Genomic DNA, 19,963 nt, shown 5'->3' with positions numbered 1-19,963 from the left:
GGCTTCTCGACTACCAAAATTATATACAAACAATATGGCATCAATTTATTTACAATGTACAAATTTATGTTTCAAAATATAAAAACYCAACGTTTGACTTGACATTACCAAAACATATTAATATAATGTTGATATAACATGAATATAAAGTAAACATAAAGTAAACATAAAGTTGAGAGGTTGTGATTAAGTGACCATAGATTTTTTACCCAAAAGTGTTTCTTATACATTAGAAGATGATACGCTACACTTAACTGGAACTTTAGGCAGCTGGCAAGAAATGATAGACTTATGCCACAAGGCCGCTAAACTTCCTGCAGTTAAAAATGTTCTAAGCCATATTAAAACTCCCGAAGATGTATGCAAAGAGTCTGTTGATACTGCTCCTTATATAGCAAAAGGCGTTGCCAAAAGTGTCGACGTGCTTATAATTGGTGCAGGTGTGACAGGCTGTGCTGCTGCTAGAGAACTCAGCAAATACGACATTTCTATTCTTGTTGTCGAGAAGGCTTCTGATATTTCCGAAGGCACCACCAAAGCCAACAACGGCATGATTCATTCGGGATACGACACTAAACCAAATAGCCTAAAAGCAAAGTTTGGAGTTAAGGGAAATGCGCTCTATAGCAAGTGGGCCGCAGAATTAGATTTCCATTTTAATCGCACCGGTTCGTTTGTTTGTGGCTTCAATTCCGATGATATGCAAGTAATAGAAGAGTTGTTTCAAAACGGCGTAACAAATGGCGTGCCAGGCATTGAAATTATTAGTGGCGAACGTGCTAGAGAAATTGAGCCAAATTTGAGTGACGAAATTATTGGAGCGCTTTGGACTCCCACTGCCGGTTACGTTGAGCCATATGAGGTGACCCTGGCTCTTGCCGAGAATGCTATCAAAAATAACGCACAGTTTTGGCTGAATACCGAGGTTTTTGACATCTTAACAGAAGATGATATTTTGTCTGCAGTTACAAATGAAGGGATTATCGAAGCTCGAGTGATAATCAATTGTGCCGGACTTTATGCAGATGAAGTTGCTCGAATGGCAGGAGACGAGTTTTATACCATTCACCCTAGACGCGGCACCATCGCTATTCTCGATAAGGAAAATAAAGGAAAATTGCATACATTTGCTGGAAAGGCTCCAAGCAATTACACCAAAGGTGGCGGCCCTCAAGAGACTCCCGAAGGAACACTTCTTTTAGGCCCTTCTGCAAAAGAAGTTCCCGATAAAGAAGATTTGGGTGTAGACAGCGATGACTTGTATTTTATATTGAACAAAGGTTTGGAACTTACCAAAAATATTTCTGCTGATACTTTGATCACATATTTTAGTGGCAACAGAGCTGCGACGTTTAGCGAAGATTTTATTGTTGAATCTTCCAAACGCATCAAGGGGTTTATTCATGTTGCTGGCATCCAGTCTCCAGGCTTGGCATCGGCACCGGCCATTGCAGAAGAAGTGGTAAATCTCACATTAGCACAGCTTGGCAATGTAGCTCTAAATCCAGACTATAATCCATACCACAAGTTTACAAAAGCTTTTCGAGAATGTTCGACCGAGGAGAGAGCTTCGTTAATTGCAGAAGACAGTGCGTATGGTCGAATTATTTGCAGATGCGAAAGCGTTACAGAAGCCGAAATAGTTAATGCTATACATGGCCTTGTTCCTGCCACTACTGTCGATGCCATAAAGCGCCGCACACGTGCCGGTATGGGCAGATGCCAAAGTGGATTCTGTGGTAGCAGAGTGTTAGAAATCTTGGCAAGAGAGCTAAACATTTCACCACTCGAAGTTACTTTAAAGGGTGGCGCATCCAAAATTTTGTTCGAAAAAACTAGAAGCTAGGCGGGAGGTTGCTATGAAAGAAGTAGAGTTAGTAATTATAGGAGGCGGGCCAGCTGGATTGGCTGCTGCTATTAAAGCTTATGAATTGGGACTTCGTGATATATTAATATTGGAACGCGACGTTGAGCTTGGCGGAATTTTACAGCAATGTATTCACGATGGATTTGGGTTGCATCGATTTGGGACGCAACTTAGCGGAAGTGCCTATGCGCAAAAATTTATTGATTTGGTTCATGAATATAATATTCCAGTCTATTGTAACACGATGGTACTCGAACTYACAGCAGATAAACAAATTGTTGCGGTRAGTTCAAATCACGGATTGATTCAGATTCAAGCAAAAGCTGTCGTTTTGGCCATGGGATGCCGCGAGAGAACCCGTCCACAAGTACGAATTTTGGGTACGCGTCCTGCAGGAGTTATGACCGCTGGTGCTGTTCAACGATATATAAATATGGAAGGCTACAAACCAGGTAGCAAGGCGGTAATCTTGGGTTCTGGAGATATCGGCCTGATTATGGCRAGRCGAATGACTCTGGAGGGCATAGAAGTTGAAGGAGTATATGAGGTTATGCCAAATCTTGGTGGACTTAGACGCAACAAAGCCCAGTGCTTAGATGATTATGAGATCCCCCTCCATCTTGCGACAACGGTCACTGCAGTTCATGGAAAATCACGAGTTGAAGGAGTCACTGTTGCAGCTGTTGACGAAACGCGTACTCCAATCACATCAACCGAGCGATATATACCTTGCGATCTGCTAGTATTATCTGTGGGGCTAATTCCCGAAAACGAATTGAGTCGCAATGCTGGAATAGCGCTCGATCCTATTACAAAAGGACCAATTGTAGATACTACGATGATGAGTTCTGCAGAAGGGATTTTCGTTGCGGGAAATGTCGGTGCTGTATTCGATTTAGTAGATTATGTATCGCTGACCGGTGAAGTGGCCGCCATGGGAGCTGTTAAATACTTACGTGGAGAGCGAGCTGTAATGCCGAGCTTTAAAATTATTGCAGGAGATAACGTATCATTTGTATTTCCGCAAAACTTGGTAGCTAGCGATGACCACGCAAAATTGTATTTACGGGTGCGAAAAACTATGAAGAAAGTTGATGTTCAAGTTGTGTGTGGCGACAAAATTATCGTTTCTAAACGTGAGAGATTTGCGACACCGCCCGAAATGATAGCAGTTGATTTGCCTCCAAACGCAATAGCATCTGGCGATTTAAAAGTAAATGTAGTATCTATATAAAACCCCCGAAAGGAGCATAATATGAAAGAATACATTTGTATAGTGTGCCCGCTAAGTTGCGACTTAACCTTAACCGATACTGCCGGCGAGCTATCTGTTGCAGGAAACACATGTAAACGCGGCGAAACCTATGCTAAAAACGAATACACTAATCCAGTACGAATGCTAACTACAACAGTTGCGATAAAAAACAGTACTCATCCGCTGTTGCCTGTCATTAGCAGTGCTGCGTTGCCAAAAAATCAGCTTCGAAAATGCCTAGACATTTTGTATAAACTAAAATTGACGGCACCTGTTAAGGAGGGCGATCTCATCGTCGCAAATATAGCAGATACAGGAGTTGATATCATCTCCGCAAAGACCGTATCCGTTTTATAGAAGGGGTTGAAAACTATGAAAAAGTATATTTTAGTGATTGACGAAGGCACCACCGGCACTCGCGCTTTAATTTTTGATAAACGTTTTGCAATCGTATCTCAAAGTTATATGGAATTTACTCAGTATACTCCTGCAGAAGACAAAGTTGAGCATGACGCGATGGAAATCTACGAAAAGACAATACAGGTGTGTAGACAGGCAATGGAAAGTGCCAGCATTCCTGCAGAGGAAATCGAGTCTATTGGCATCACCACCCAGCGTGCAACCTGCGTTGTTTGGAACAAGATTACCGGGCAACCGTTTTATAATGCTATAGTTTGGCAAGATGTTAGAACCACCGAAGAATGTCAAAAAATTAACGAAACGGAATGGGGTGAAAAAGCCAGAACTCACACCGGATGGACACTTGCACCTGTGTATACATCGATGATGATGAAATGGTATATCGAAAATGTTCCTGCAATTAGCGAAGCAATAGCTCGGGGCGATGCGTTAATGGGTACGATCGACACTTGGCTGATTTGGAATTTAACCGGTCGCCAAACGCATGCTATCAGCTACTCCAATGCTTCTGTAACCGGCAGCTACGACCTCATAAACGATGAATGGTATACCGAATTTTTAGATTATCTGGGCGTTCCCGTTTCTATATATCCAACAGTCGTAAACGATTCTGGAGATTATGGTTGCACATACCCAAATTTGTTTGGCATACCGATTCCTATAAACGGCGCCATTGCCGACCAGCATGCTGCTCTGTTTGCGCAAGGGTGTCGCAACGCGGGGAGCGCAAAAATTACAAATGGCACGGGGTCATTTCTCGATATCAATATTGGCAGCAAATTAATTTTTTCAAACGAAGGTTTAAACACCTTGATTGCATGGAAAATAGGCGATAAAATCACTTATGCCCTCGAGGGCTACGAATCAGTTACTGGTTCTGCAGTACAATGGCTACGAGACGGTATCGAAGTTATAGAAGACGCTGCCCAGAGCGAAACGATGGCCAACAGTGTGGAAAACTCCAATGGCGTAATCTTTGTTCCAGCATTATCCGGATTATCCGCTCCGTTTCACGACTCTTCGGCCCGCGGAACATTGTTTGGCATTACCCGAGGTACTACAACAGCGCATATTGTTCGCGCTACCCTAGAAGGCATCGTCTATCGTATGAAAGATATTTTGAACGCAATCGAACTCGAATCCAAAGTTAAACTTAATCAAATTCGCATCGACGGCGGCCTTTCAAAAAATAACTTCGTTGCCCAGAGAATGGCAGACATGCTAGATGTGGAAGTATTGCGCCCGGCCTCTGTTGAAGCAACAGCGCTTGGTGCTGCACAAATGGCAGGGTTATATACAGGATTTTGGACCGAAGCGGATTTGCAAAACGCGATGGCAGTGGACAAAATATTTGTACCCGACATGTCTTCTGCAGATAGAGAAGATAGATATAAAATTTGGACCGACCGCGTCCGCCGCTGCTTAAATATGATTCAACGCAACGAAGGCTAAGAGATAAGCCCATAGAAAGGATTGTTATAATGAGAAAAGAAAATGTGCGTCCGTTTTTGGACCAAATACGAAAAGATCTACCCGATGTAACMATATTAGAACGAATGGAGGATAGGCTAGTATATGCCCATGGATGCTATCCACTAGAATATAAGTGGTTGCTGCAAGGGCCGTACCCTTATCTTCCGTCTGCAATATTAATGCCTAATAATACTGCCGAGGTTGCAGCTATTGTGACGCTCTCTGAACAATTTGAAATCGGAATTATTCCTTTTGGAGGTGGCTCTGGAATTGTTGGCGGAAGTATCGCAGAAAACGAAGARGTTATGATTGATATAAAAAGGTTGCGTGACTTCAAAATTAACGAGATTAACGGAACGGCTCGCGGAGGTGCCGGACTGACCGGTGCCGAYTTTGAGAATTTGCTAAACGAGAGAGGCTTTACTTGTGGGCAATATCCGCAGTCTTTCCAAAGCGCGGTGCTCGGAGGAATGGTTTCTACTAGAGCAATAGGTACGTTTTCTACCAAATATGGAAAAATGGATGATATGATCCATGCGCTCGAAGTGGTTCTCCCTAATGGACATATATATACCAGCCACACAACTCCAAAAGCATCTACAGGCCCCGAACTCGATCAGCTGTTTTTGGGAGCTGAAGGCGTTTATGGCATCGTTACTGCGGCAGAATTAAAAATATATCCTGTTGCAGAAAAAAGATATTTCGAAGCCTTTACTTTTGCTGATACAGTTTCTGCGCTAACAGCGATTAGACTCTTTATCCAGAACAACGTCCGCCCGGCTGTTATTCGACTTTATGATGAAGAAGAAGCAATTCCGCGCATCGAAAAGTTTAATTACGARAAGGGATATGTGATTTTAATTGTAGGATATGAGGGGCTTGCAAAACAAGTGGATTTGGAAAGAGAATTGGTTGCTGAATATTGCTTGGCACATGGAGGAATTAGCAAGGGAACCGAAGCCGGAGAGCACTGGTTTCACTCTAGATTTTCCACCAAGAAGATGCTCGACCACGATGCTATGCGCGGAGGAACTGCAGATGCCATAGAGGTTGCGGCTCCTTGGGACTGCATCGTTAATGTATGGCGAGAGATGCGCAAGGCTCTAGAACCTCTTTGTACTGGTATCGACTGTCACTTCTCTCATGTTTATCACGCAGGTGCGAGTGTTTATGTTATTTTTCATGCCGAAACAGGTGGCGACGACTTTGAGGGTGCCAAGCGATATGAGCAATGCTTGGAAGTTGCCATTTCTACCAGTCTCAAATATGGAGGAAATGTTTCGCACCACCATGGAAGCGGCAAGGCGAAGGCTAAATATCTCGTTGGTGAACACGGCGAAACTGGTATCGAAGTTATGCAGGCGATTAAGGATGCCCTTGATCCCAAAGGATTAGTTAATAAAGGAGTGCTTGGATTATGAGAAACTTTAAATTAGAAAATTATACGCAAGAACTCAATCAGCAGGTTATTCACATGGATCAGGCTGTTTGTTACTCTCCTGAGTTTAGGGCAACTCGCATGATGCATCAGTATCCATCTCGTATGCTACAAATTGCACGAGCTATTTTTAAAGATGAGATGCCGCTTTCTGATTATGCTGGAGAAATCATATTTACCAGTATTTTATCTAGACAAGGCGAGCGATGGCAAAATTTTGGTGAGTGCCCAGAAAACTGTACCGACGTTACTATTTTGGCAAGGGCCATGCTACTCGAAAAGGGCTATAAATCTCCGGCAACAGCCGCGTTTACCGCAACTCCGCTGCCAACTTTTATACCTTGGGATCTCCCGGTAGATACAACTTCTGATACTGCAATCTTGCTAGATGCAAACACCGCTTCTGTCACTAGTGCAGCAGCCTCTTTTGCCAATTATTGTAATAAAACTGGATTGGCTTTTGCCAACAAAGCAGAGGCGGAGGCAATTGGATTTGATTATTTCGCATACGGACTTGTGGATCTCGGTACGATGCATCTTCAGGCGCTTGTTGATAAATATAATTCTTTGAATGTTGCAAAAGTTTTGGTACTCTCCGCACAGACGGCATATATGTTACGAACATTCGTTAAAAAAGTTGGCATCGAGCCTAATTTTGAAGTAGTATATTTGCCAGAGATAATAGATGCGATTGATCTTTCCGCCAGAACCTATGTATATGCAGGTAGCTTTAATACGCGTTACCTTATGAACTCGGAATTAATCAACAACTTAACACCTGCCGAAACAAACGTTCAGGTGCGAACCTCTCAAGAATTTATTCCACTACTCGAAGGCAATGCTCGAGCGAATAAAATTACCATGTGGCAAAAGCCAATTGCAGCAGAGTATACTTTGTATGGTACGGCACCAGCAATCGTTGAGGCAATCAAGGCTGACGCCATTCGCGATATAAAAGAGGCTAACGCCGCAGAAATTTTGGTATTTGAGCCCACTGCTTATGCTATTCTCAAAGATGCTTTTGCGGAATGCAAAGTAACCTACTATTTGGATGCTATATAATTAGATAGGCTATTGCGTTACAAAAGGAGTGATCGAAATGTTTTCTATTGCACGCAGACAAGAAATATTAGACGCACTAAAAACAAAAGGTTCGGTAAATATATTAGAGTTGGCATTACACTATGGAGTGGGCAAAGAAACTATTCGACGTGATCTCAAAGCTTTGGCACTGGATTTTAACATTTCAATTGTATATGGTGGAGCCTATTTAAAGTCGCATTCATCACCTATTGTTGAGGAAACTATTCTAAAAAAGCGAGAAGCTAATATCGAGGCAAAACTCGCTATTGCAAGAGTGGCAGCAGACCTTATACAACCTGGCGACGTTATAGCATTGAATTCTGGCTCCACTATGGAGTGCATATTACATTATTTGGAAGAAAAGGCTCCGCTTTCTATTGTGACAGCAAATATAAATATCGCTGCACGAGCCTCTGTGATAGCAGGAATGGAAGTGTATATTCCCGCCGGCAAAGTTAGAGGCAAATCCGGAATGGTTCTTACTCCTATTTCTCACGACTAYCTCAAAAATTTTAGTGTTGATAAATGCTTTTTTGGTGTTAGTGCAATCAACTTAGATCACCAAATAACTCACCCATCCATMGAGGAGGTTGAGAATAATCGCATCTTGCTCTCCATTGCCGAACAAGTTTTTATGGTTGCCGACCATAGTAAGTTTGACAAAAAATCGTTGTATAAGTTGGCTGATATTAAAGAAATGACCGCGATCGTCACAGACAAACCTCTGCCCGAAGAATATCAAGCCTACTGCAAAACTCATGACGTACAAATTTTTATACCGTAGCAATTAGGCCTCATTGATATTTTATATCTCAAGAGGCTTTTTTGCTGCTATCTAAGATGTAATTATATTGTACCCGCCATAGCTTAGCAATAATTCGCAAAACATAGCATTGGCCCAGGAAAACCACTCTCTGGTAAATTTTTTAGGATTGTTTACATCGAAACCTTCATGCATCATATTAGTTTCTCCATCTGTCGTGGCAAGAATGCTGAGAATCTTTTTCTTATACTCTCGAGATGGATTTGTCAACCCCTGAATTGCCAAGGATATATGCCAAATATAATTTATCGGAGTATGCGGACTACCAATGCCTTTGGCAGCAGAGCCCTTATAAAAATATGGATTCGCATCACTAAGAATCATCTTTCTCGTATTTTGATAGACTTCATCTTCATACGATCTATATCCTAAATAAGGAATCGATAGCAARCTCGGCACATTTGCATCATCCATTAGATTGTACTGACCATAGCCATCCACTTCATATGCATAAACTTTGCCAAAGGTGTGATGGTTAATTATTCCATATGTTTCTATGCCGTTTTTGATCTGCTCTGCCAATGAAAGGGCACGCGCACCCAGGGCATCGTTTGAAATTACTTCTGCTATCTCCGCGACGTAACCAAGGACCACGGCAGCGAACATGTTCGACGGAATGAGATAGCCATACTGACACGCATCATCGCTAGGTCTAAATCCCGACCAGGTGAGCCCTATATTTGGTTTCACAAGAGCTCCTTTGCCATCTCGCGAGAGAGTTTCGGTAAAATAACTGTTTCTACGAATAAATGAATAAGGTGAATTTTCTTCATGATTTTGTTCTACAACCCAAGTGTCCATAATAACATTTACAGTATCTACAAACATATTATCAAAATGCGAAGTTCGCCCGGTGTTTTTCCAAAGTAGATATGCCATCTGAATAGGAAAGCACAACGAATCGATCTCATACTTGCGCTCCCAAACCCAACCACTCATTTCAGTCTCATCTTGTGCATAGCAATTTCCGTTGTCACACTTATTAAAAGCATTGGCATATGGATCTAGCAAAATACATTTCATCTGACGTCTAATTAAACCCTCTATAGTATCTGCGATGCTCAGATCTTTTGCCGCCAAAATATAGTATGGTCGCAACTGACAAGCGGAGTCGCGCAGCCACATAGCAGGGATATCGCCCGTAATCACATAGGTTGTTCTATCAGGCAATAACGTTACAGTAGTACTTAGCGTATTGGTATAGCATTGTTTAAACATCTTAACCAACTTTGGCGCATTAGCAAAAGTTACTTCTATTTCATTTATCAAATCCACCATAGCTGGAGATAATAATTCATCCATAGAAATTCCACCTTTCATGTTTTTGGGCAAGTATAGCATGAGGAGTTGCTTATGTATAGGTAATTTATGCAATTTTACACATTACAGACCGATATATTACTAAAATTATACGAAACGTTTCAAAAACATTAGTTCATAACCCTTGATTTTCCTAGTTTTTATCAAAAAAATTAATTTAGATGTATTATATTCATCAAATTTGTCAATCATGTGTTTATATAAAATTGAACTATTTGCAGAAAGGAATGGTATTATGGCCATTACAATGAAAGATGTGGCTAGGGAAGCAGGAGTTGGTCTAGGCACTGTATCTAATTATTTATCGGGAAAGGCCAATGTATCAGAAGAGAAGAGGCAAGCAATCGATGTGGCTATCAAAGAACTAAATTACAAATTTAACAGCACGGCACAGGCTCTTAAGACAAAAAAGTTTATGTATATTGGAGTTTTAATTTCTGCATTCACCAATCATTTTATAATGAATTTACTGTCCCTATTAGAACGAGAATTGCAGACACAAGGATATCACATGATTGTTTTAGAACATAGCATTGATGAAGCTACGTTTACGCAACACATAACGCATTTGATCAATAGGGTAGACGGGCTAATAGCATTTACCAATCACTTGGACGTGTATACAATTATCAAGGAAAGCGCCTTGCCAACTGTAATATATTCACACACGCTATTAGACTATAAGTTTGATCACGTCATCCCCAATTTGAAGTTTGATCATGTAATGCCTGACTTGCTATCAATTTCGCGAACAGCTACAGCCGCGTTGCTTAAGAAAGGTCACAGAAAAATAGCTATGTTGGCTGGCTTTAAAAATATTGATATCAGCCCAGACATTATCGGCTATAAAGAAGCATATGAACAAGCAAATTTGCCATTTGACCAGTCGCTGGTATTTGCAGCCAATGCGCCAATGACAAATCCGCAGAAAATTAAGGTTTTGCTAGCAACACATCCTGATATTACTGCATTTGTGGCCCTTTCTTATAGGCAAACCATAACCATATGGACAGAATTATCCAAACTCAATCTTTTAGATAAAATATGCATTATAGGGCATGATTGCTCTGATATTAGTGGTCTTATGCATCCTCCTATGTGCTACACTTATGCCTCTTATTCTGAGACAACCCAAGAACTTGTTAACCTTCTTCTCTCACGCATTCGTAGTACTACTGAGTCGGCCAACTTAGTAATAATCAAAGAAAGAATTGCCAACGAAAAAAATATTCCACCTATACAATAGAATAATGCCCTCGAAAATTAATAGGTAGTAACTCTCTATAACTCTATTAATTTCACGAGCAACTTTTTATTTTCCATGTAGTCTTCTAAAATGAGGAATAGGTATCATCATGGTAAATTTAAATAGTACAAATGCCACTATCGCGGTTGTGATATATACTTGTATGCCAAAGATTTCGTTTACTACAGCACTCAGGTCACCAAAGCCTTGCCCTGCTAAAAATCCAATCATCTTATTTGACGCAACACAGGCTATTGCCAATGGGAATGTTACCCCTGCAAAACCAGGATGAAACTCAAAYGAGAAAAATTTTGGAATATTGATCAAAATATATACTAAAGTTCCTAGTAGCACAATGTACATAGTGTATATTAATATTGGCCATGGATTGGCAAAGACGTTAATTGCACTGACAATAAATAGGCTTGACGGTGCTGCTAGTATTGCTTTTGTCATAAACAACGGACCATCGGTTATTGGATACTTTATAAGACGCACTATCATTATTGGCAAAATTATAAATGCTGGGATAAATCCATAGCATACCACGATTTTGCCTACAAGTGGCTCGTTCATCGGCCCTCCAATAACTGTTGATACCATGATTCCRGCAAGGGTTACAAACCAACTAGGTACAAAAGTATTTATATCGAACTTTTTGATAACATTTTTGTAAACAAATAATACTAGGTGGACTGTATGTAATCCTAGCCCAATTGCCCATAAACTTTTGCCGAGAATGTTTGAATACGGAAACAGATAGCTACCAATGATCATCATAAGCATCGTGAAGCCTGCATATAGACTGGACGGCACCACTTGATTATACTCATTTTTGACGGTCGAAAAATGAAAGATAATTTTGCCTACATACCCAACTATTACAAATATTCCTGCAACCATGCAGATGTGTCTAATCCAAGTATATCCCATAATATTCCATACGTTTGACAGAGTTGCAACACCCACCATAGTAGGTAGCAATGGTACTGCAATGTTTTTTAATTGTTTCATAAAATCCTCCTATTATCCTGTTTTTGCTACAGCACCCTCCGCTGTAGCAAGTCATTTGAATACTGCGTTTTAATCTAACTTATATATAAATTCGAGATCTTTAGTTTGCTTAAAAAAGTCGGCATAATTGATTTTAAAAATTGGCTTCTTTACTTTACTTACATCGATTTTATTTGCAATCAGCTGGGTCAACACTCCTGAATAATCTAAATTGCCTTGGAGAATTGCACCTACAATTTTGCCATCTTTGTGTACAATCTTTTTGTAATTTCCCTTGCTATCTTCATCGATCAATACTTCACAATTTTCTATATTTGGAGTACCCAGTGACATCGTTGGAATATCCATAAAATTCATCGTTGATTTGCTGATGAAGAAGTGGTCTAACTCTTTGCACACGCCAAACATATTACTCGCTGCAATGATCCCTTCCTTAACTGCAACTGGCCAGATGGGGTGGAGCCCTGTTATATCTCCTGCCCCAAATATGTCTGGATGCGAAGTTTGTCCATATTTATCAATGACCAATCCAAATTTATCTACTTTTAAGCCGCTCCCAGCTAAGAATCCCACATTTGCGGCCGTGCCAGATGCAACCACCAATAAATCGCATGGCAAAATCTCGCCGTTGCTCAGCTGAATTTTTTTGATCTTATTTCTAGCATTTACTGTTAGACTGTCTATTTTTACATCATAAATTTGCTTAACACCCGCATCTGCAAATGCCTTCTCATATACTGAAGCTGCTCTGGCATCTAGTTGCATGGCAAGCAAGTGAGGTTTTAATTCCACCAACGTAATATTTTTCTTATTGATTTGTGGCAAAAATGCGGTTACTGCATCTATTCCCACAAGCCCGGCACCCATTATGACGATACTTTTTGCGCGCTTTGCTGCATCTATAATTGCGGCGCAATCTGATAAACTATGAAGCCCTATCGCATTGGTTGCCTCTTTTAAATGAGGAATATCGGGAAATCGTACATGCCCGCCAGCTGCAATGAGTAGCTTGTCAAACGAAAGGGTCTTATTAGATTTTGTTGCGATCACCTTAGCTTGAGCATCTAGCTTTATCACTTCTTCTCCCTTAAGCCATGTAATTTGATGCTCTTCTATAAATCGAGGTGCCACAAATCTTAGTTGTTCCAGACTTCTGTGTTTTGCAATATAATGGTGCAAAATACATCGTGAATAAATAGCGTCATCTTTGGATATAAGAACAATCTCTGCCTTTGGATCTAGTTCCCTCAAGCGTTTTGCACCATTAATTCCTGCTGCCGACGCGCCAATAACTACATATCTCATCCAAACACCTCCTGTAGCGTAATTGCTTGCATAGGACACTTTTCTACACACATTGGTCCATTTACACGATGTGTACACATATCACATTTCATTATTTTTTGATGCGTGATGTCATCACTTTTTAAAACTCCGTATGGACACGCCATAATACACATGTAGCAACTAGCGCAATGATCTTTTTCGTATTCCACAAATTTGGTTACATTATCTTTATGCATCGCGCCGGTCATGCAGGTATATACGCATTCGGGTTCTGTACAGTGTCTACAAAAAATCGGAGAGTATGTTTGATTGGTATCAATTACAACACGATTGCGCGCATCGAGGCTGTCGTGGCTTATAATACAAGCAGTAACGCAGGTTAAACATCCGATACATTTTGAACGGTCTATTTTAATTCTTCGCATTTTCGTTTCACTCCTTTCTATTCATTTCTATATCTTTGCAATAGCAATAGGCGTGGTCTTATATGAAGGTTCCTTTGAGAACGGATCATATAACGACGGCGTTAGCTTGTTGGTTTCTATATAATGAATTGGTGCGTATAGCTGATTAATTTTTACTGCGTCGCTGATCTTTGCCAAAAATTTAGCTGATTGGCCATTTATCGATGATACCAAAAATTTTTCATTATTAGCAATTCCGTATTTCGCTGCAAGATCTGGATGTATATATATATACGCCTCTTTGCTATACGAATCTTGTGCCAACGCAATCTCGCGCGAACGAACCTGTGTATGCCATTGTCCTACTGTATCTCTACCCGTATTTAACGTATACGGAAACTTTGCCGTGGTAGGAAGTGGATTATCTACAGGCTTGTCAAATATAAATCGCGCCTTTTTATTTGCAGTATAATATTGTCCATTTTCAAACAGTCTGCGTTCATCAGAACCTAGTACTGCTCCTTCTGGATAGGGCCATTGAATACCAGCAGAGCCCGCCAACGCCGCATAAGTAACACCCGTTATATCGCATGGCATGCCTGCAGAACATTGTTTCATGATTTCGAAGGCGTCCTTTGGCGTTTTCCAAAAGTCTAGCATTCTACCCATGCCCAACTCTCTACCTAGCTCGTAGAAAACTTCATAATCGGTTTTCTCATTCTCCGCTTTGTTAAGAACCGGAAGCATTACCGATAGACGTCTTTCCGTATTAATATATACTCCTGTTTTTTTGGTTCCCGGCACAACCGGAAGAAATACTCCTGCCTCTTTGGCTGTATCTGTATCATCATATAAATCTTGAACCACAAATAATTTGAGCTTCTTTATTGCTGCAGCAAACGTTTCGTTATTAGTCCAGGAATGACGCGGGTTAGTGGAGACAATCCATAGCGCCTTAATTTCTCCAGATGTAACTTTTTCCATGATTACATTGTATGGCAAAGTAGGCTTATCAATTAGCTGTTTATCCATGATATTTAATGCCTCGCAAACGGCTTTTCGACGAGCAGCGTCGTCATACTCTCCTCCCCCATACAATCCTGCAGTATTACTAAACGCGCGAGACCCCATCGCATTACATTGCCCAGTAATCGAGTTTGCGCCAGTTCCAGGCCGTCCTATATTTCCTGTCATAAGTGCCAGATTTATAATTGCTTGTGCGGTRCGAACCCCCTCGTAACTTTGGTTAACACCCATCGTCCACCAGAAGGATACATTCTTGCCATTCTGAATTAGCGATACCATATTCTCGATATCCGCAACAGCCAACCCAGTTTTCTCGGCCACCATCTCTATACTAAAATCTTTAACTATATCCTTAAATCCTTCAAAATTTTCTGTATGCTCTTCGATATATTTTTTGTCGATGGCATCTCTTTCGATTAACAAATTGGCTAATCCATAAAACAAATATATATCAGTTTTCGCATTTACCGCATAATGAAAATCCGCCTTCTCTGCAGTTTCCGAGCGTCTTGGATCAATCACCACCAGCTGCTTATGTGTATTGGTACGCAATCTATCCCACAAAATTGGGTGAGCAACAACCGGATTAGCACCTATCAAGAAGATTACATCCGATAACTCGATGTCATTTAGCGTATATGGAGGCGCATCAAAYCCAAAGCTTTGTTTATAAGCTACAACCGATGTTGCCATACACAATCTGGTATTTCCATCAACATTTCCTCGCAGAAAATTTCGAAACACGTGCGAACAAATTGCCATCTCCTCTAGCGGCAGTTGCCCCGTGCTAATAACTGCAATGCTGTCTCCTCCATATTCTTCCTTAATTCTCCATAACTTGTCTGTCAAGTATTTATAAGTTTCCTTCCATCCTTTTTCTTCCATTTGGCCATTTTCATTTCGAATCTTTGGTAGTGGAGACGGCTTAAAGACGTTATGTTGCTTTGCTATCATCAAGCCTTTTATACACGAAAACCCCTTATTTACCGGATAATCTTTGGTAGGCAAAACCTGAACAATCTTGTCACCCTCTACATGAAAATCTAAATTGCAAGCCAACGAACAAATATTGCAAGTTGATTGAGTTACTGTCATTAACAATCCTCCTTATATCTTTATTTATGCATCTTGCGAACACAATGACATGTCCTAATTCTATTATATGCCATATATCACACAATTATAAAACTCAAAAAGTTTTTTTACAGTATAAATTATTTTAATTTATCACGGTTAAAATAATAATAAAATCTACAAAGGAGAAATATTTATGTACAACAATTTGTCAAACTTAATTTTAATGGGAGGTCGCAACACGCGAATGAACGGCTTTAATAAGGGGTTTCTAACGGTAGATCAAACCACATTTGTAGATTCTATCGCCTCAAAATTGGCAGTAATTGCACCGGTCTATGTTTCTGTTAACTCATTGGCTACAAATTTAGCCTACAATTTGATAGAGGATGAATACAAAAATATCGGTCCAATTGGTGGCATATATAGCGGGCTCAAACAATTAGAAACGGAGTATGTTTTTGTCACCGCTTGCGATATGCCTCTTGTTAGTGCCCAAGTAGCGCAGCTGCTGTACGACGCAATTACGCCAGCAGCCCCAGCCGTTGTTTTTCAAGATAATTCTAGACGACTATATCCCCTGGGCGCTATTTATTCTAAGCGCTTACTTCCTGCAATAGAAAAACAAATTGCCGCCAAAAATTATCGCCTATATAGTCTATTTTCTGATGCAACAATAGTTGATTTACCCGATGCGCAAGTTGCTTCCCTCACCAATATCAACACTCCAGCAGACCTGCAAAAATTTATAGCATCACGCTAAACCTCCGCTACCTATTGTGCTTCACCACAATTTTTTACAGACCCTTTGAGGATTGCTATCCCATGAGGGAGCGTGGCGATGATGGCCATCAAATTTTCTCTGACAGCCTTTACACTGCCGGGTACATTAACAATAATTGTCAACCCTCTAATGCCCGCAACCGCTCGGCTTAACATCGCCTTTGGAGTAACTTGCAAACTCTCTGCTCTCATCGCCTCTGTAATTCCAGGAGCTTGGCGCTCAATCACTGCAAGCGTTGCTTCTGGCGTTACATCCCTAACCGAAAAACCAGTCCCCCCGGTTGTTATAATTAGATCCACCTTTGTTTCATCACACCATTTTTTTAACTGGGCACTAATTAACGCTATTTCATCTGCAACAACAACTTTGTCGACAACCTTAAATCCTTCATATTCTACAATTTCTCTAACGGCCTCACCACTCATATCTGCACGCTCATTTCTCGAGCAAGCATCGCTGGCTGTTAAAATCGCAACTGTGAGCGGCTTATATTCTACTATCTCATCGCCCACTGCAACTGTCCCGCTTTCAATAACTTTAGCAAACACTCCCTCGGTTGGCATAATGCATTCTCCCGTTTGATCAAAAATTTCACAACGGGTATGACATTCCTTGCCATACTGAGTGATTTCTAATATCGCATTATTAATTTTAAATAATGTCCCCACGCGATATTGCTTAAAGTCAATTCCCTCAGTTATAACGTTCTCGCCAAAGTCTCCTGCAGATATATTAATGCCCTTTCGTTTAAACTCTTCTATTTTAGCAACATCAAGTAGGCTAACTTGTCTATGCCAATCACCTGCATGTGCATCATTTTTGATTCCGTAGTCTTCTACAAATTCTACTTCTGCAACCGAAGTTTTTTTTGTTCCACGATTTTCGCTTATACATAAATTAACAATTTTGCCCATTTTAACCTCCTATTTGCACCATCATTTTAGATTCATTAGAAATACCTTCCAATAAATGATGTTTTATAGGTTTATTATATATAGTGTTGCGAATTTCTTCAAGTATCTCTATATCAGATAATGCAAATAATTTGTACACATCAAGTCCTTGGCCAAAATGTAGGCAAGGTTTTAGAAATCCATCTGCAGTTAATCTGATCCTATTACATTTGTCGCAAAAGCAATCACTCAACGCATTGATAAATCCGAGAGCAATTCCCAAGCTCTCTATCCAAAAGTATTTAGCCGGCCCATTGCCAATCTGCTTTTCGTATGCTACCAACTCTCCGTATTTCGATGCGATTACATCCTTCACCTGATCTGCTCCAACACCTTCAAAGATCGTTCCGCAACCTATGGGCATCAGCTCGATAAATCGAATCGCAACTCCCGCCTTGGCTGCAAATTCGATAAGGGGTACAATTTCAGAATCATTTGTACCTTTTATAAGGAGAGAATTAATTTTCGTTGGTACAACTTTTGCCGAAGCCTCCACAGCTTGCATTACCTTATTTACTGCCGCAACTCCTGTCAATGCCTCAAACGTTGCCCCGTCAATCGCATCCAAGCTCACATTTATTGCGGTCACCCCGGCCGCAATCAGCGTCGTTAACTTTTGCTCTAACAATAGCCCGTTGGTCGTTAGGGTCACTTCAACCATCCCTGCAGAACGCAATCGTTTGACAATATTTGCCAAATCTGATCTAATCAACGGCTCACCACCAGTCAATTTTACCTTAGTAATGCCCAGTGTGGCAAAGATGTTGGCTACACGTTCAATCTCATCTATAGTCAAATACTTGGCTTCAAATTTATCTGCCCCAACGCAATAAATACATTTTAAATTGCATCGATTCGTCACAGAAAGTCTCAAATAATTAATAACTCGTTGCTCTTTGTCTATCAGATCTATCACCTCGTTTTATATAAATTTTCTGATATATTTTAGTACAGCATTCACATCGTTGCGATCTATAATAGGTGTGTTCGCGGCGTTTGTGGCAACCGAAGCTGGAGCTGCAATTGCGATTACATTCGCTGTGCATATAGCTTTAGCATGATTGCTCACCACTTCGATTTTTGGCAAACTACTATGCTTCATTCCTTCTACAATGACCAAATCCATGTCCGCATAATATTTTAGCAAGTCTTCAAACGCTACCGTTTCATCGAGATTCCTCACGAGCATCAGCTTTGTTGCAGAATAAACCATAACAGCATCGGCGCCTGCCATCTTTATTTTATGACTGTCTGTTCCCGGATGGTCTGCGGCAAATTCGTGCCCATCATGCTTTATTACACCAACTTTATATCCCTCCGACGCAAGCGCTGCCACAATTTTTGCGATTAACGTTGTTTTGCCAGAATTTTTTACACCACTTATTGCAATAACATTAGGCTTTGTAGTTTCCACTTTTTCCACCCTGCTTTTCTACTAAAAATATATCTCCTATTTTCATAGCTTTATCAACAGCTTTGCACATATCGTAAATCGTCAGTAATGCAACACTGACCCCAGTTAACGCTTCCATCTCAACTCCCGTTTTACCCGATATTTTTACCGTGCACAAGGCTGTTATTGCTAACGCGGCAGCATCAAATTCAAAGTCGATCGCAACTTTTGATATTAACAGCGGATGACACATCGGTATCAGCTCCGCCGTCTTTTTGGTGGCCATTATCCCAGCAACTCGCGCAACATTCAATACGTCTCCTTTTTCAATACGATTTGTTGTTATCGCATCGTAAACAGCCGAGTTTGTATAGATTGTTCCTTGCGCGACAGCCACTCGATTCGTCTCTGTTTTTGCCGAAACATCAACCATAACGGCATTTCCCTTCTCATCAAAGTGTGTAAACATCGAATCTTCCTCCCAATTATATTATAGCAATATCACATTTACTCTATCTCCCGCTACCAACGATTTTGTTCCTTCCGCGATCTCGACCAACCCATTACAGACGCTCATCGTATATAGCGAACCGCCAGAATGATTATCGGGTAAGCAAGCTCGCCCATCTGCGTATATTGCTCTTACGAACCGTCTCTTTGTCGTCTTCTTGGGAAACGTATTGGCCATTATTGCCGTTGCAGTAGTTGTGTTTAGGCTCGGGTCATGTGCAGCATGTGCAATTACTGGGCGAACCAATAATTCGAAATTAACAAGACTGGCAAATGGGTTACCAGAGAGCCCTATAAGCAATACGTTCCTCAATTTTGCCGCCAACACGGGAGTKCCCGGCTGAATTTTGACTTTCCAGAACAATTGCGTGGCTCCCATTTTCTCAAATGCCGCGGGCATAATATCTCGCTCACCTACCGAAACTCCGCCAGTTGTTACGATAATATCAACGCTATCTGCTACTGCGACCAACGCCGCGGCAACTGCCTCTTCATCGTCTACAATATTTTCTAGAACCGTTACTTCGGCCCCCAAATCTTTTAACCTTGCTTCGATCATATACCTATTGCTATTATAAATTTGCCAGCAGCAA

Annotated in this window: 19 protein-coding genes; 9 read left to right on the top strand and 10 right to left on the bottom strand. The window is 40.9% G+C overall.

Annotated elements, in window-relative coordinates; all coding sequences use genetic code 11:
- Positions 1-190 precede the first annotated feature (190 nt).
- The 7 genes from EPU_RS05325 to EPU_RS05295 are packed head-to-tail and all read left to right on the top strand — an operon-like array spanning position 191 to position 8,320.
- Positions 191-1,846 (top strand): NAD(P)/FAD-dependent oxidoreductase, encoded by a 1,656-nt coding sequence (locus tag EPU_RS05325; RefSeq protein WP_010167374.1) that lies wholly within the window; start codon positions 191-193, stop codon positions 1,844-1,846.
- Positions 1,847-1,859: 13 nt separating this feature from the next.
- The gene (locus EPU_RS05320) at positions 1,860-3,101 is read left to right on the top strand and encodes an NAD(P)/FAD-dependent oxidoreductase (protein ID WP_029488064.1); all 1,242 of its coding nucleotides are present in this window, start codon (positions 1,860-1,862) and stop codon (positions 3,099-3,101) included.
- A 21-nt stretch (positions 3,102-3,122) separates the two neighbouring features.
- On the top strand, positions 3,123-3,479 hold the full coding sequence (locus tag EPU_RS05315) for a DUF1667 domain-containing protein (protein WP_010167372.1): 357 nt from the start codon (positions 3,123-3,125) through the stop codon (positions 3,477-3,479).
- A 15-nt stretch (positions 3,480-3,494) separates the two neighbouring features.
- Positions 3,495-4,994: an FGGY family carbohydrate kinase gene (locus EPU_RS05310; RefSeq protein ID WP_010167371.1), complete on the top strand. Its 1,500-nt coding sequence runs from the start codon at positions 3,495-3,497 to the stop codon at positions 4,992-4,994.
- Positions 4,995-5,023: 29 nt separating this feature from the next.
- Positions 5,024-6,436: an FAD-binding oxidoreductase gene (locus EPU_RS05305; RefSeq protein ID WP_029488063.1), complete on the top strand. Its 1,413-nt coding sequence runs from the start codon at positions 5,024-5,026 to the stop codon at positions 6,434-6,436.
- A complete protein-coding gene (locus EPU_RS05300) occupies positions 6,433-7,515 on the top strand; it encodes a hypothetical protein (protein ID WP_010167369.1) in 1,083 nt (360 codons plus the stop codon). Before EPU_RS05305 ends, EPU_RS05300 begins: the two co-directional genes overlap by 4 nt.
- A gap of 37 nt (positions 7,516-7,552) precedes the next feature.
- Entirely contained in the window at positions 7,553-8,320 is a 768-nt protein-coding gene (locus EPU_RS05295; protein ID WP_029488062.1) for a DeoR/GlpR family DNA-binding transcription regulator, read from the top strand.
- 51 nt (positions 8,321-8,371) lie between these two features.
- Here EPU_RS05295 and EPU_RS05290 read toward each other — a convergent pair whose 3' ends face one another.
- The gene (locus EPU_RS05290) at positions 8,372-9,661 is read right to left on the bottom strand and encodes a glycoside hydrolase family 125 protein (RefSeq protein WP_029488061.1); all 1,290 of its coding nucleotides are present in this window, start codon (positions 9,659-9,661) and stop codon (positions 8,372-8,374) included.
- Positions 9,662-9,914: 253 nt separating this feature from the next.
- Here EPU_RS05290 and EPU_RS05285 point away from each other — a divergent pair, with 253 nt between their 5' ends.
- On the top strand, positions 9,915-10,925 hold the full coding sequence (locus EPU_RS05285) for a LacI family DNA-binding transcriptional regulator (protein WP_010167366.1): 1,011 nt from the start codon (positions 9,915-9,917) through the stop codon (positions 10,923-10,925).
- A gap of 66 nt (positions 10,926-10,991) precedes the next feature.
- Here the strand turns inward: EPU_RS05285 and EPU_RS05280 are convergent, their stop codons facing one another.
- From EPU_RS05280 to EPU_RS05265, 4 genes are all read right to left on the bottom strand, one after another.
- Positions 10,992-11,939 (bottom strand): TDT family transporter, encoded by a 948-nt coding sequence (locus EPU_RS05280; RefSeq protein ID WP_010167365.1) that lies wholly within the window; start codon positions 11,937-11,939, stop codon positions 10,992-10,994.
- A gap of 69 nt (positions 11,940-12,008) precedes the next feature.
- Positions 12,009-13,244 carry an NAD(P)/FAD-dependent oxidoreductase gene (locus EPU_RS05275; RefSeq protein WP_010167364.1) on the bottom strand — a complete coding sequence of 412 codons (1,236 nt, stop codon included), beginning with the start codon at positions 13,242-13,244 and terminating at the stop codon, positions 12,009-12,011.
- Positions 13,241-13,651 (bottom strand): 4Fe-4S dicluster domain-containing protein, encoded by a 411-nt coding sequence (locus tag EPU_RS05270; protein ID WP_010167363.1) that lies wholly within the window; start codon positions 13,649-13,651, stop codon positions 13,241-13,243. Before EPU_RS05270 ends, EPU_RS05275 begins: the two co-directional genes overlap by 4 nt.
- Before the next feature lie 27 nt (positions 13,652-13,678).
- Complete coding sequence (locus tag EPU_RS05265; RefSeq protein ID WP_010167362.1) at positions 13,679-15,751, bottom strand: molybdopterin oxidoreductase family protein; 2,073 nt, start codon at positions 15,749-15,751, stop codon at positions 13,679-13,681.
- A gap of 175 nt (positions 15,752-15,926) precedes the next feature.
- Between EPU_RS05265 and mobA the strand changes: the two genes are divergently transcribed.
- Entirely contained in the window at positions 15,927-16,493 is a 567-nt protein-coding gene (mobA, locus tag EPU_RS05260) for a molybdenum cofactor guanylyltransferase (RefSeq protein ID WP_010167361.1), read from the top strand.
- Positions 16,494-16,504: 11 nt separating this feature from the next.
- Here the strand turns inward: mobA and EPU_RS05255 are convergent, their stop codons facing one another.
- The 5 genes from EPU_RS05255 to EPU_RS05235 all read right to left on the bottom strand — a co-directional run.
- Complete coding sequence (locus EPU_RS05255) at positions 16,505-17,428, bottom strand: MOSC domain-containing protein (protein ID WP_010167360.1); 924 nt, start codon at positions 17,426-17,428, stop codon at positions 16,505-16,507.
- 1 nt (position 17,429) lies between these two features.
- A complete protein-coding gene (gene moaA, locus EPU_RS05250) occupies positions 17,430-18,383 on the bottom strand; it encodes a GTP 3',8-cyclase MoaA (RefSeq protein WP_083792567.1) in 954 nt (317 codons plus the stop codon).
- A gap of 6 nt (positions 18,384-18,389) precedes the next feature.
- The gene (gene mobB, locus EPU_RS05245; RefSeq protein ID WP_010167358.1) at positions 18,390-18,881 is read right to left on the bottom strand and encodes a molybdopterin-guanine dinucleotide biosynthesis protein B; all 492 of its coding nucleotides are present in this window, start codon (positions 18,879-18,881) and stop codon (positions 18,390-18,392) included.
- On the bottom strand, positions 18,862-19,329 hold the full coding sequence (gene moaC, locus EPU_RS05240) for a cyclic pyranopterin monophosphate synthase MoaC (RefSeq protein ID WP_010167357.1): 468 nt from the start codon (positions 19,327-19,329) through the stop codon (positions 18,862-18,864). The genes mobB and moaC overlap by 20 nt, the downstream gene beginning before the upstream one ends.
- A gap of 21 nt (positions 19,330-19,350) precedes the next feature.
- A partial coding sequence (locus EPU_RS05235; protein WP_010167356.1) for a molybdopterin-binding protein occupies positions 19,351-19,963 on the bottom strand: 613 nt, incomplete at its 5' end.

This window comes from Candidatus Epulonipiscium viviparus (assembly GCF_000171335.1).
Lineage (GTDB): Bacteria > Bacillota > Clostridia > Lachnospirales > Cellulosilyticaceae > Epulonipiscioides > Epulonipiscioides viviparus.
This window is presented reverse-complemented; position numbering and strand designations above follow the sequence as displayed.

Bases quoted from the DNA above. Each gene is read 5' to 3' on its own strand.
- moaC (WP_010167357.1), bottom strand. From the start codon at position 19,329: ATGTTTACACACTTTGATGAGAAGGGAAATGCCGTTATGGTTGATGTT.
- EPU_RS05270 (WP_010167363.1), bottom strand. From the start codon at position 13,651: ATGCGAAGAATTAAAATAGACCGTTCAAAATGTATCGGATGTTTAACC.
- EPU_RS05275 (WP_010167364.1), bottom strand. From the start codon at position 13,244: ATGAGATATGTAGTTATTGGCGCGTCGGCAGCAGGAATTAATGGTGCA.
- EPU_RS05315 (WP_010167372.1), top strand. From the start codon at position 3,123: ATGAAAGAATACATTTGTATAGTGTGCCCGCTAAGTTGCGACTTAACC.
- EPU_RS05255 (WP_010167360.1), bottom strand. From the start codon at position 17,428: ATGGGCAAAATTGTTAATTTATGTATAAGCGAAAATCGTGGAACAAAA.
- mobA (WP_010167361.1), top strand. From the start codon at position 15,927: ATGTACAACAATTTGTCAAACTTAATTTTAATGGGAGGTCGCAACACG.
- EPU_RS05285 (WP_010167366.1), top strand. From the start codon at position 9,915: ATGGCCATTACAATGAAAGATGTGGCTAGGGAAGCAGGAGTTGGTCTA.
- EPU_RS05300 (WP_010167369.1), top strand. From the start codon at position 6,433: ATGAGAAACTTTAAATTAGAAAATTATACGCAAGAACTCAATCAGCAG.
- EPU_RS05310 (WP_010167371.1), top strand. From the start codon at position 3,495: ATGAAAAAGTATATTTTAGTGATTGACGAAGGCACCACCGGCACTCGC.